The 12,378-nt window shown below is 72.3% G+C and carries 10 protein-coding genes and 1 tRNA gene; 1 reads left to right on the top strand and 10 read right to left on the bottom strand.

From position 1 onward, the window contains the following. Nucleotides 1-79: 79 nt before the first annotated feature. The 9 genes from rpmE to ABGA99_RS14860 form a co-directional block, all read right to left on the bottom strand. Nucleotides 80-301, bottom strand: a complete 222-nt coding sequence (gene rpmE, locus ABGA99_RS14820) for a 50S ribosomal protein L31 (protein WP_018840095.1) — start codon at nucleotides 299-301, stop codon at nucleotides 80-82. 176 nt (nucleotides 302-477) lie between these two features. Beyond that, nucleotides 478-1,626, bottom strand: coding sequence for an LCP family protein (locus ABGA99_RS14825; RefSeq protein WP_347582791.1), 1,149 nt, complete (start codon nucleotides 1,624-1,626; stop codon nucleotides 478-480). 206 nt (nucleotides 1,627-1,832) lie between these two features. After that, nucleotides 1,833-3,824 (bottom strand): transcription termination factor Rho, encoded by a 1,992-nt coding sequence (gene rho / locus ABGA99_RS14830; protein ID WP_347578333.1) that lies wholly within the window; start codon nucleotides 3,822-3,824, stop codon nucleotides 1,833-1,835. Between the two features lie 543 nt (nucleotides 3,825-4,367). Continuing rightward, nucleotides 4,368-5,330 carry a homoserine kinase gene (gene thrB / locus ABGA99_RS14835; protein ID WP_347578334.1) on the bottom strand — a complete coding sequence of 321 codons (963 nt, stop codon included), beginning with the start codon at nucleotides 5,328-5,330 and terminating at the stop codon, nucleotides 4,368-4,370. A 405-nt stretch (nucleotides 5,331-5,735) separates the two neighbouring features. Continuing rightward, nucleotides 5,736-6,800, bottom strand: a complete 1,065-nt coding sequence (thrC, locus tag ABGA99_RS14840; RefSeq protein ID WP_347582828.1) for a threonine synthase — start codon at nucleotides 6,798-6,800, stop codon at nucleotides 5,736-5,738. Nucleotides 6,801-6,836: 36 nt separating this feature from the next. Continuing rightward, entirely contained in the window at nucleotides 6,837-8,129 is a 1,293-nt protein-coding gene (locus ABGA99_RS14845) for a homoserine dehydrogenase (protein WP_347578335.1), read from the bottom strand. A 127-nt stretch (nucleotides 8,130-8,256) separates the two neighbouring features. After that, a complete protein-coding gene (lysA, locus tag ABGA99_RS14850) occupies nucleotides 8,257-9,645 on the bottom strand; it encodes a diaminopimelate decarboxylase (protein ID WP_347578336.1) in 1,389 nt (462 codons plus the stop codon). 52 nt (nucleotides 9,646-9,697) lie between these two features. Next, nucleotides 9,698-10,690, bottom strand: a complete 993-nt coding sequence (locus ABGA99_RS14855; RefSeq protein WP_347578337.1) for a DALR anticodon-binding domain-containing protein — start codon at nucleotides 10,688-10,690, stop codon at nucleotides 9,698-9,700. A 63-nt stretch (nucleotides 10,691-10,753) separates the two neighbouring features. Continuing rightward, nucleotides 10,754-11,206 (bottom strand): response regulator, encoded by a 453-nt coding sequence (locus ABGA99_RS14860; RefSeq protein ID WP_347582792.1) that lies wholly within the window; start codon nucleotides 11,204-11,206, stop codon nucleotides 10,754-10,756. A gap of 164 nt (nucleotides 11,207-11,370) precedes the next feature. Here ABGA99_RS14860 and ABGA99_RS14865 point away from each other — a divergent pair. Next, nucleotides 11,371-11,442: transfer RNA gene (locus ABGA99_RS14865), tRNA-Arg, on the top strand. Nucleotides 11,443-11,653: 211 nt separating this feature from the next. Here ABGA99_RS14865 and ABGA99_RS14870 read toward each other — a convergent pair. Next, nucleotides 11,654-12,253 carry a hypothetical protein gene (locus ABGA99_RS14870; protein ID WP_347578339.1) on the bottom strand — a complete coding sequence of 200 codons (600 nt, stop codon included), beginning with the start codon at nucleotides 12,251-12,253 and terminating at the stop codon, nucleotides 11,654-11,656. Nucleotides 12,254-12,378 lie beyond the last annotated feature (125 nt).

Raw genomic sequence — 12,378 nt, forward strand, 5'->3', positions numbered from 1 at the left:
GCGGCCGGACGGGACGAAAAACGTGCGCCGGCCCGGTCCGCCCCTCTTCGGGGCGGCCGGCCCGGCGCACGCGCACGAGCTACTTCTTCGCCGCGGCCTGCTTGCCGAAGCGGGCCTCGAAGCGGGCCACGCGGCCACCGGTGTCGAGGATCTTCTGCTTGCCCGTGTAGAACGGGTGGCACGCGGAGCAGATGTCCGCGCGGATGGTGCCGGAGGTGACGGTGCTCCGGGTGGTGAAGGAGTTACCGCAGGTGCAGCTCACCTGGGTCTCCACGTACTCCGGGTGGATGTCGCGCTTCAAGGGATTCTCCTAGGTTCGGGAGGGCTCCGGGTCGATCGGCGGATGCGTCACGTGAACCGGGGCCGACGTACCAGTCTACGAGGACCGGTCGTGCTCGCCAAAACGGGCCCCGCGCCCGCTTTATTCCACGGCCTGCGCTCCCCCGCCGGGGCCCGCAGGGCGCTCACGCCCCGGGGTCAGCCCGCGGCCGCCTGTGCACCGCCGCCCGGCGCGACCTCCTCCAGGCCGTCGCTCCCGGCCGGCGGGGCGGCGACGACGTCACGGTCCGCCTGCCCGCCCCCGGTGTCCTTCAGCGCCGACTTCGGTATCGACCGGTCCTCCCGCAGCGCCTTCCAGACCTGCGCGGACTCCTTCTCCCTCGGTACGACGCGGTTGGGGTCCTGCTTGTCGGCCGTCACCGGCAGGGTCGCCATCTGCATGTCGCCCGGGCCTATGTCGCCCATGCTCTCGGCCAGCCGGCGCAGCTTGTTCACCGTGCCCAGGCCGTCGTCCGTCGTGATCGACTTGGTGGCGGTGTCGGCGAGCCCGAGGAGCTTCGCGGGGCTGGTCAGCAGGTCGACCTGACCGACCTGCTGCACCAGTGCCTTGACGAACACCTGCTGCAGCTCTATCCGGCCCAGGTCGCTGCCGTCGCCGACGCCCTTGCGGGTACGGACCAGGCCGAGCGCCTGCTCGCCGTCCAGGGTGTGCGTGCCGGCCTTGAGGTCGAGGTGGCTGTCGGGGTCGTCGATGTCCTGGCGGGTGGTGATCTCCACCCCGCCGAGCTGGTCGATGAGCCGCTTGAAGCCGCTGAAGTCGACCTCGACGAAGTGGTCCATGCGCACCCCGGTCATCTTCTCCACGGTCTTGACCGTGCAGGCCGGGCCGCCGACGGAGTACGACTCGTTGAACATGGCGCGCTTCGCGGCGGGCGCGGTGTCACCGTCGTCGCGGGCGCACTCGGGGCGGTCGACGAGCGTGTCGCGGGGGATGCTGACGACGCTGGCGCGTTTCCGGTCCTCGTAGACGTGCACGATCATCGCGGTGTCGGAGCGGGCGCCGCCGCCGTCGCGGCCGTACTCGGCGTTCGCGCCGGCCCGGGAGTCGGAGCCGAGGACGAGGATGTCCATGGAGCCGCCCGGCAGGTCCTCGGGCCGGTCGCCGCCCAGCTTGGCGTCCAGGTCGACGCTGGTCAGGTTGCCGTTGAAACGGAAGTAGAGGTACGTGAAGCCGGCCCCGCCGAGGACCATCACCCCGACGAGCGTCCAGACCGCCACGAGGACCGCCTTGCGGCGTCGGCTGCGCGGCCGGCGGCCGGGATCCCCGGCTTCGTACGGTTCCGTCATCGGCTCCTCACCTCAGCCGCTCAGGTCCCTGATGACCGCGGGTATATCCGAACTTTTCCCCACATTCCCCGACAGGGATCACCTAAAAGGGTTACACACGTCCTGCTGAACGCGCAAAAGCCTCCCCTCGTTCCAAGGGGAGGCTTTTGCCTACGAAAACTGCCCGACCTGCACCGGTTCGCGTGGGACCGGCGCCGGGTTGCGCGTCAGTCGCCGTTGGGCGTGGGCGTCGTCTTCTGGATCTGCAGCAGGAACTCCGCGTTGCTCTTGGTCTGCTTCATCTTGTCCAGCAGCAGCTCCATGGCCTGCTGCTGGTCCAGCGCGTGCAGCACCCGGCGGAGCTTCCAGACGATGGCCAGCTCGTCGCTGCCCATCAGGATCTCCTCCTTGCGGGTACCGGAGGCGTCCACGTCGACCGCGGGGAAGATGCGCTTGTCCGAGAGCTTGCGGTCGAGCCGCAGCTCCATGTTGCCGGTGCCCTTGAACTCCTCGAAGATCACCTCGTCCATCCGCGAGCCGGTCTCGACCAGCGCGGTGGCCAGGATGGTCAGCGAGCCGCCGTCCTCGATGTTGCGCGCGGCGCCGAAGAACTTCTTCGGCGGGTAGAGCGCCGTGGAGTCCACACCGCCGGACAGGATGCGGCCGGAGGCGGGCGCCGCCAGGTTGTACGCGCGGCCCAGCCGGGTGATCGAGTCGAGCAGCACGACGACGTCGTGGCCCAGCTCGACGAGCCGCTTGGCCCGCTCGATGGACAGCTCGGCGACCGTGGTGTGGTCCTCCGCCGGGCGGTCGAAGGTCGAGGAGATGACCTCGCCCTTCACCGACCGCTGCATGTCGGTGACCTCCTCGGGCCGCTCGTCGACGAGGACGACCATGAGGTGGCACTCGGGGTTGTTCGTGGTGATCGCGTTGGCGATCGACTGCAGGATCATCGTCTTGCCGGTCTTCGGCGGTGCCACGATCAGCCCGCGCTGCCCCTTGCCGATGGGCGAGACCAGGTCGATGATGCGCGGCGTCAGCGCACCCGGGTCGCTCTCCAGCCGCAGCCTGTCCTGCGGGTAGAGCGGGGTGAGCTTGCCGAACTCCGCCCGGCCGCGGCTCTGTTCCGGCCCCTGGCCGTTGACCGAGTCGAGCCGGACGAGCGCGTTGAACTTCTCCCGGCGCTCGCCGTCGCGCGGCTGGCGCACGGCGCCCGTGACGTGGTCGCCCTTGCGCAGGCCGTTCTTGCGCACCTGGGCCAGCGAGACGTACACGTCGTTGGGGCCCGGCAGGTAGCCGGAGGTGCGGACGAAGGCGTAGTTGTCGAGGATGTCGAGGATGCCCGCGACCGGGATCAGGACGTCGTCCTCGGCGATCTGCGGCTCGCTGAAGTCCTCACGGCCACCGCGGCGCCCGCGGCGGTCGCGGTAGCGGCCCCTGCGGCCGCGCCGGCCGCCGTCGAAGTCGTCGTCCTGCTGCTGTTGCTGCTGCTGCCGGCCGCCGCCGCCCTGGTTCTGCTGGCCGCCGCCACCGCCCTGGCCGCCGCCGTCGTCGCCCTTGTTGCGGCGGTTCTGCCGGTCGCGGCGCCCGCCGCTCTGCCGGTCGCCCTGCCGGTCGCCGCCACCCTGGCGGTCGCCCTTCTGCCGGCCGCCGTCGCCGGACTGCTTGGCGTCGCCGCCCTTCTCGGACTTGTCGGCCTTCTCGGCCTTCTCGCCCTTGTCGGCCTTCTCGCCGCCGTTCTGCTCGGCGCCGGTGTCCTGCACCTTGACGGGCTGGCCGGGAATGTCGATCCGCGAGTCGCCGTCGTCCTTGCGGCCGTCGCCCTCGGCCGGCTCGGCCGCGTCGGTACGCGCCCGGGAGGTGGCCCGGCGCTTCGGCCGCGCCGCGCCGCCGTCGGCCTGCGCGTCCTTGCCCGCCTTGTCGGCGGCCTTCTCGGCCTTGGCCTCGGCGGGCTTGCCGCCGTCGGCGCCCTGCCTCTCCCTGATCACCTCGATGAGCTGGCTCTTGCGCATCCGAGCGGTGCCCCGGATCCCGAGGCCGGATGCGATCTGCTGGAGCTCCGCCAGGACCATGCCCTCCAGGCCGGCGCCGCGACGGCGCCTGGTCGAACCGGCGGTGGTTGCGGGAGCTGCCCCAGTCTCCTGCTGGGAGGCACCCCCAGAAGCTGGGCTGGCGGCGTTCTCTGCGTTGACGCCCATCAGATCGGTGGTGTCGCTCACGAAGGGTCCTTCCCTGGAGCGGTGCGTCGGCCTGTCTGGCTCGGCGACCGGTCGTGCTCTCCGGCTGCGGCCCGTGCGTTTGCGTCCGCGGGTCCGCGTCGGTGCGGTGGTCCGCCGTACGGCGGTGAAGACTGTGCAGGGTCGGCATGCTGATGGCACGAGGCACTCGGGTGGGTGTCACGCACGACAGCGGTGCCGATTCGGGAGCGTCACTGCACCGGCAGGCTGCTCAGGCAATGTGGAAGGCTCCCGGAAGAAAGGCTGCCCCGGCGGGGAAATCCCCTTGTGGGACCTGCCCCCGGGCCCTGCGGCCCGGAGAGACCCCAGCACACAGCACTGCCGTGTTGAGCCTACGACTGAAGTGCGCTGGTGCTGCCTTGAGGTTAACACTATCGGATCCTGCAGACATTCCCCCTCTCCCGGCATCGGCCGCCGGTTCCGTGTTGTGCAACCTGTGGTGCGGGTCGTCGTGCGGGCGCTCCGCGCGGTCCCTCTGACCTGCGCGTGCCCGCGTACGTCGCGTGGCACGGCCGCCGCGGCCGGTCAGGCCAGCGGCAGCACGCTCGCCCCCTCCCGGTCGAGGGCCAGCCGGTTGGCAGCCCAGCCCTCGCCCGCCGAACGGGCGACCTTCTCGGCCGCGCCGTCCTCGGCGAACGCCAGCACCGTCGGCCCCGCGCCGGAGATCACCGCGGGCACGCCGTCCGCGCGCAGCCGCGCCACCAGCGCCGTGCTCTCCGGCATCGCGGGCGCACGGTAGTCCTGGTGCAGCCGGTCCTCGGTGGCGGTGAGCAGCAACTCGGGGCGCCGGGTCAGCGCCTCGACGAAGAGCGCCGCGCGGGCGGCGGTCAGCGCCGCGTCGGCGTGCGGCACGGTACGGGGCAGCAGGCCGCGGGCCTCCGCGGTGGACAGCGGGTTGCCGGGCACGAACACCACCGGGACGACGCCCCCGGCCGGCTCCAGCCGCAGGGCCCGTACCGCCGCGGGGGCGTCCCCGGGCGCCGTGCCCGCGCCGCCCGTACCGTCGTCCGTCCAGGCCAGGGTGAAACCGCCGAGCAGACAGGCCGCGACGTTGTCGGGGTGGCCCTCCAGCTCCGTCGCCAGCTCCAGCAGCGCGGTGTCGTCGAGGGCGCCCGACCGCTCGGCGCCGCCTATCGTCACCGCCCGCGCCGCGATGATGCCGGCGCAGATCGCCGCGGCGGACGAACCGAGCCCGCGGCCGTGCGGAATCCGGTTGGCACACACCACTTCGAGGCCCCGCGGCTGCCCGCCCAGCGCCTCGAAGGCGCTGCGCATGGCCCGTACGAGCAGGTGGGACTCGTCCCGGGGCAGGTTCTCCGCGCCCTCGCCGGCGATGTCGACGTGCAGCCCGGAGTCGGCGACCCGGACGACCACGTCGTCGTACAGCCCGAGGGCGAGTCCGAACGTGTCGAAGCCGGGGCCGAGGTTGGCGCTGGTCGCCGGCACGCGGACGCGTACGGGCGCGGCGCGGAAGGCTGGACCGGCCATCGCTTGCGTGACTCTCCTTGTGACTCTCACCCGGTCTCCCGGGCGGTGGGGGAAATCAGCTCGGTTACGACTGTGCCCGACCGGCGCCCCCGCGGCACGCCGTGCGCGCGCGGAGGGGCGGTGCAGACGACATACGAAGGGGGTGCCCGGGACACTCCACCGGCGGGCTCAACGCCAGCTTATCGAAGGTGGGTTCCCTTGCGACATAGGGCGCACAGGAGGCGCTCGATGCGCGGCCCGCGCACGTCCCCGGCGCACGGCCTGCCCGCCGGTACGGTGCGCGCCCGGGGACCGGGCCGTACGGCCGTCCGCCCAGGCCGCGGGGGCTGCCACCCGCGCCGTACGCCGGTGCGCCCGTGCCGTACGCGGGTATGCCGCAGGGCACGGGCCGCGGGTGCGCCCCGGTCAGGCCAGCCCCAGCCGCTCCGCCGCCGCGTCCGCGTCGACCGGGACGGCCACGGGCTGCGGGGCGCCGGCGACCGCCCAGTCGGGGTCCTTCAGGCCGTTGCCCGTGACCGTGCAGACGATCCGCTGGCCGGGGTCGACCAGGCCCAGCTCGGCGGCCTGCAGCAGCCCCGCGACGCTCGCCGCCGAGGCCGGCTCGACGAAGACGCCCTCCTGCGCGGCCAGCAGCTTGTACGCCCGCAGGATCTGCCGGTCCGTGACCGCCTCGATGTGCCCGCCGGACTCGTCGCGCGCCCGCTCGGCCAGCTCCCACGAGGCGGGGTTGCCGATGCGGATGGCGGTGGCCAGCGTGCTCGGGTCCTTCACCGGCTCGCCGCGCACGATCGGCGCCGCGCCCGCCGCCTGGTAGCCCCACATCCGGGGGGCGCGGGTGGCGAGGCCGTCCCCGTGGTACTCGCGGTAGCCCTTCCAGTACGAGGTGATGTTGCCGGCGTTGCCGACGGGCAGGACGTGGATGTCGGGGGCGTCCCCGAGCGCGTCCACGACCTCGAAGGCGGCGGTCTTCTGGCCCTCGATGCGCACCGGGTTGACGGAGTTCACCAGCGCCACCGGGAACTTCTCGCTCAGCGCGCGGGCCAGCGTCAGGCAGTCGTCGAAGTTGCCGTCGACCTGGAGGATGCGCGCCCCGTGCACGAGCGCCTGGCCCATCTTGCCCAGCGCGATCTTGCCCTGTGGCACCAGCACGGCGCAGGTCAGCCCGGCCCGCACCGCATAGGCGGCCGCGGAGGCCGAGGTGTTGCCGGTCGAGGCGCAGATGACGGCCTGGGCGCCGGACTCCTTCGCCACGGAGATCGCCATCGTCATGCCGCGGTCCTTGAAGGACCCGGTGGGGTTGGCGCCCTCCACCTTCAGGTGGACATCGCACCCCGTGCGCGCGGAGAGCACCTGGGCCGGCACCAGCGGGGTCCCGCCCTCCCGGAGCGTCACCACCGGGGTCGCCTCGCCGACCGGCAGCCGGTCGCGGTACTCCTCGATGACGCCCCGCCACTGGCGGGTGCCCGACATTCGCGGTTCGTCGATCACTGCGTCCATTTCCTTACGTCACTCCCCTTCGACCCGCATGGTGCTCGCCACGCCGCGGACGGTCTCCAGCTGCCGAAGCGCCTCGACCGTGGCCGCCAGCGCGGCGTCCGTCGCCCGGTGCGTGACCACCACGAGCGACGCCTCGCCGTCCTTGCCCTGCTGCCTGACCGTGTCGATGGACACGTCGTGCTCGGCGAAGACCGCGGCCACGTGGGCGAGCACGCCCGCCCGGTCGGCCACGTCCAGGCTGAGGTGGTACCGCGTCACGACACCGTCGGGCGGCGCCACCGGCAGTTGCGCGTACGCGCTCTCCCCCGGCCCGCTGCCGCCGCTGAGCCGGTGCCGGCCGACCGCGACGAGGTCGCCGAGCACGGCGCTCGCGGTCGGGGCGCCGCCGGCGCCCGGGCCGTAGAACATGAGCTGCCCGGCGGCGCTGGCCTCGACGAAGACGGCGTTGTACGCCTCGCGCACGGAGGCCAGCGGGTGCGTCCTCGGGATCATCGCCGGATGCACCCGCGCGGTGACGGACGTGCCGTCGGGCGTGCGCTCGCAGATGGCGAGCAGCTTGACCGTACAGCCCATACGGGTCGCGGACGCCATGTCGGCGGCGGTGATCTCGGTGATGCCCTGGCGGTGTACGTCGTCGAGGCGGACCCGGGTGTGGAAGGCGATGCCGGCGAGGATCGCGGCCTTGGCGGCGGCGTCGTAGCCCTCGACGTCGGCGGTGGGGTCGGCCTCGGCGTAGCCGAGCGCGGTGGCCTCCTCCAGCGCCTCGGCGTAGCCGGCGCCGGAGGTGTCCATGCGGTCGAGGATGAAGTTGGTGGTGCCGTTGAGGATGCCGAGCACGCGGTTGACCTTGTCACCGGCCAGCGACTCGCGCAGCGGGCGGACGAGCGGGATGGCGCCGGCGACGGCGGCCTCGTAGTAGAGGTCGACGCCGTGCCGGGCGGCGGCGGCGTGCAGGCTGGGGCCGTCCTCGGCGAGGAGCGCCTTGTTGCCGGTGACGACGCTGGCGCCGTGCTCGAAGGCGGTGGTGATGAGCGTACGGGCCGGCTCCAGGCCGCCGATCAGTTCGATGACGATGTCGATGTCGCCGCGTTTGACCAGCGCCGTGGCGTCCGTGGTGACCAGCTCGTCCGGGATCCCCGGCCGCGCCACCCCCGCGCGCCGCACCGCGACGCCCGCCAGCTCGACCGGGGCGCCGATCCGGGCGGCGAGGTCGGCGGCGTTCGCCGTCATGATGCGCGCGACCTCGGAGCCGACGGACCCGCAGCCCAGGAGCGCCACCTTCAGCGGACGCCTCTCGCTCATACGACCTCGTTCCTCACGTGCACCGATGGGGGGCGATTCCAGTCTCACGCAGCGGCGGGCGATTGCGACGCCCTGTCCGGATGCCGAGACGTACCGTTTACGGCTTGAGATATGAGCGGACTGCTGCTCAGCCCACGTCGAGCCGCAGCAGGTCCTCCTCCGTTTCGCGGCGCACGATCTCCCGCGCCGCGCCGTCCGCCACCGCCACCACGGGCGGGCGCAGCACATGGTTGTAGTTGCTCGCCATCGCGCGGCAGTACGCCCCGGTGGCCGGCACCGCGAGCAGGTCGCCGACCGCCAGGTCCGCCGGGAGGTAGGCGTCGCGTACGACGATGTCGCCGGACTCACAGTGCTTGCCGACGACGCGGGCGAGCATCGGCTCGGCCGTGGACGCGCGGGAGGCCAGCGCCACCGAGTACTCGGCGTCGTAGAGCGCGGTGCGGATGTTGTCCGACATGCCGCCGTCCACGCTCACGTACGTACGCAGCCCCTCCAGCTCCTTGACCGTGCCGACCTCGTACAGCGTGAACGCGGTCGGGCCGACGATCGCCCGGCCCGGCTCGACGGACAGCCGCGGCATGGCCAGCCCGGCGGCGCTGCACTCGCGGGAGACGATGTCGCGCAGGGCCTTGGCGATCTCGTGCGGCTCGCGCGGATCGTCCTCGGGGGTGTACGCGATGCCGAGGCCGCCGCCGAGGTCGATCTCGGGCAGCTCCACCCCGTGCTCGTCGCGGATCTCGGTGAGCAGCCCGACGACGCGGCGGGCGGAGACCTCGAAGCCGGCCATGTCGAAGATCTGCGAGCCGATGTGACTGTGGATGCCGACCAGCTCCAGGGAGTCGAGCTTCAGCACCCGCCGTACCGCCTCGGCCGCCTGTCCTTCGGCGAGCGCGAGGCCGAACTTCTGGTCCTCGTGGGCGGTGGCGATGAACTCGTGCGTGTGCGCCTCGACGCCGACCGTCACCCGGATCTGCACCCTCTGGCGCTTCCCGAGCCGCTCGGCGAGGTGCGCGACGCGGACGATCTCCTGGTACGAGTCGAGCACGATCCGCCCGACGCCGGCCTCGACGGCACGCTCGATCTCGGCCGGGCTCTTGTTGTTGCCGTGCATCGCGATCCGCTCGGCCGGCATCCCGGCGGCCAGCGCGGTCGCCAGCTCGCCGCCGGAGCACACGTCGAGGTTCAGCCCCTCCTCGCGCAGCCAGCGGACGACGGCGCGGGAGAGGAACGCCTTGCCGGCGTAGAAGACGTCGGCGTCCTCGAAGGCGTCGGTCCAGGCGCGGCAGCGGGCGCGGAAGTCGTCCTCGTCGAGGAAGTACGCCGGGGTGCCGAACTCCTGGGCGAGCCGGGTCACGGGCAGCCCGCCGACGGTGACGACGCCGTCGGCGCCGCGGGCGACGGTACGGGCCCAGACGCGGGCGTCGAGGTCGTTGAGGTCGGCGGGCGGTGCGGCGTAGTGCCCTTCGGGCAGCACGTCGCCGTGCCGCGGCCCGGCGGGGTGGGCGGATCGGCTCACGGCGGGGTACTCCTTCGGTGGTGCGGGGTGTTCACAGATGGCTCACGGGTGACTACAGGTGCTCCGGGGCCCGTATCCCGAGCAGGGTGAGGCCGTTGCGCAGGGCGACGCCGGCGGCGGCGGCCCGGCGCAGCCGGGCGCGGTGCACGGCGGTGGGCTCCTCGTCGCCGCTGGGCAGGGCGGGGTGGGCCGCCTCGGCACCGAGGAAGGCGCCGGCCAGGACGTCGAGGTGCCGGGCGAGCCGGTCGGGCGCGCGGCGGCGGGCGGCGGTCTCCACGACGGCGGGGAGCTCGCCGATGGCGGCGCGGAGGGCGCCGTCGGAGCGAGTGTGCCGCACGGGGGCGGCGGGGGGCGCGGCGGGTGGCCGGTCGGCGTCGATGCCGAGGGCGGTGGCGGCGCGGGCGAGCGCGGCGGTGCGGGAGTGGGCGTACTGGATACGGAAGAGGGGGTTGGCCTCGCGGCGGAGGAGCAGTTCCGGTGTGAGACGGGGCCGTTGGTGGGCGGGGGCGCGCAGGAAGGCCCAGTGAAGCGCGTCGGCGGGGAACTCCCCGGGGACGGAGGGGGTAGGCACGGCCCGTACCCGAACAAGCTCACCGTGCTCGTCGAGGGAAGCACCGGCGGCGAGGAGGAGCCGCCGGAGGCAATCGGCGAGAACGCGGGCACGAGGGTGCCCGTCGGCAACGAGGTGGACGGACTTCCCGGCCAGGAAGTCCCCGTGCCCGAACAGCTCCCCGGCGGCGACCGCGTCCTCGACGGGATCGCCGTCCGTCCGGAGGGTGATGTTGAGGAACCCGGGCCCGGTGACGGTCACGGTGTCGATGCCGGGCTGGGCGGCGAGCCGGTCGCGCAGCAGCGCGGCGACGTCGAGGGGGTCGCGCCCGGCGACGTGGGCGAGCTGCAGGGCGGCGTTGGTGGCGTAGTCACCGCTTCCCCCGGGCCGCGGCCGCTCCACGACGACGCGCGCCGGCACGGGTGCGCCGAGCTCACCCACCGCGGCGGATCGCACCGTACGCAACACGGTGCCGGTGAGCTCTGCGGGGTCCACGGGACCAGCGTACGAGAGACACGGGGTGGGGAGGCGAACCCTTTTACCGGACTCGTCCCCGGCTCAGCACACCGGAGACCCGGCGGGCTCCGCGTCGTCGGCGGCATCCCCGGCGACCGACTCCCCGACCCGCTGCGAGGCCCGCCGCGCAGCGAGCCGCCGCACCACCCGTACGAGATCGACCGGCTCGAAGGGCTTCGCCAGGAACGCATCCACCCCGGCCGCCCGCCCCGCCTCGGCCTCCAGCTCACTGCACCCGCTGACCACCGCTATCGGCAGCTCCCGCGTCCGCGGATCGGCCCGCAACCGGGCGGCGGTCCGCAGCCCGTCGAGCCGGGGCATGACGATGTCGAGCGTCACCACATCGGGACGCACCCGATGGACGACTTCCAGACACTCGGCACCATCGGCCGCGGTCACGACCTCGAAACCTTCAAGTTCGAGATTGACCCTGATCAGCTGCCGGATCACCTTGTTGTCATCGACGACAAGGACCCGACCGGACAAGCCAGGCACAGGGAAAAGGGTAGGCGCGCCCGCCCCCCTACGTCCGGCTTTTGGACACTTCCGCCCCTGACCTGCACACACACCCCGCCCCCCACCCCCAAAACCCAGTACCCGACCACCCCCACGAAGCTGGTAGGGTTCTACCCGTCACCGCACCACCACGCGGCGGACACGCCCCCGTAGCTCAGGGGATAGAGCAACGGCCTCCGGAGCCGTGTGCGCAGGTTCGAATCCTGCCGGGGGCACCTCGCTTGAGGTGCCCAAGACCCCGTGACCAGCGCAAGCGCTGAGTACGGGGTCTTCTTGCGTACGCAGCCGAACGCCGCCAGAAGCAGCCCCATGTCACTGATCACGTAATGACCACGTAATGATCTACAACGGCAGATCCGCAGTTCAGACGGCGTTCTTGGGCGTGACTGTCCTGTCTCGCTCAACCGAGTCGTCTGTGCTTCAGCATCAGCGAATCTGATCGCGAAGCCGAGCCTCGGGGCCGACCTGGACGTGCCTGGCCACTTCGTCCAGCACGTCCCTGGCCAAGCCGAGAAACGCATTTCTCTCCGCTATGAATCTCATGCCGACCTCGTGCACGGTGTCGCCCCCGTTGCCAAGGCTGTCCGTCGCGGCTGCTTCCGCGTACTCACGAACGCCTTGGACCAGAGAAGACAACTGATCGACGAGGTTCTGCGCCGCCTCCGCGACGACCTCGGGACCTTCCAGGATCACCACGAACCCTGCGCTCTCGGCGTCCTTGAACTTCAGCCTGATCGCACCGATCCGCGCCTCGTCGAGCGGGGCCGGCGAGCGTCTAGCCCGCAGCTCACGGAAGAAGGCTTGGTTGTCCCGGTCAGCGGTCCCCAGCGCTTCGAGGAAGGAGAGGTAGGCAGCTTGTCGGCGTTCTCGGCGCCATCGCTGATGCTCGACCCGCAGCTCATTCAACTGCACACGGTCCTGTGATCTTTCCCTGCGCTGCTCCGTACGGGCTGCAACGAAGGCGGTGAGGGCGGCCCCCATGACGGTGCCGAGCACGCCCACAACTGATACGAAGATGGCGGTCATACCAGCGTGTCTTCCCCGCGATGCTGCGCGCGTACGCCGACACGCGTCGTAGAGCACACGGTGCCGGGGCATGCTCCGGCCCGCGACTGACATCTGTCTCCTCGAACCGAGTCCGCGCGGCTCAC

This window comes from Streptomyces sp. B5E4, from assembly GCF_039871555.1.
Classification (GTDB): domain Bacteria; phylum Actinomycetota; class Actinomycetes; order Streptomycetales; family Streptomycetaceae; genus Streptomyces.

Excerpts from the sequence above, each read along its gene's own strand:
- thrB (WP_347578334.1), bottom strand. The coding sequence starts at position 5,330 with ATGGCCGGTCCAGCCTTCCGCGCCGCGCCCGTACGCGTCCGCGTGCCG.
- ABGA99_RS14870 (WP_347578339.1), bottom strand. The coding sequence starts at position 12,253 with ATGACCGCCATCTTCGTATCAGTTGTGGGCGTGCTCGGCACCGTCATG.
- ABGA99_RS14845 (WP_347578335.1), bottom strand. The coding sequence starts at position 8,129 with ATGAGCGAGAGGCGTCCGCTGAAGGTGGCGCTCCTGGGCTGCGGGTCC.
- thrC (WP_347582828.1), bottom strand. The coding sequence starts at position 6,800 with ATGTCGGGCACCCGCCAGTGGCGGGGCGTCATCGAGGAGTACCGCGAC.
- ABGA99_RS14825 (WP_347582791.1), bottom strand. The coding sequence starts at position 1,626 with ATGACGGAACCGTACGAAGCCGGGGATCCCGGCCGCCGGCCGCGCAGC.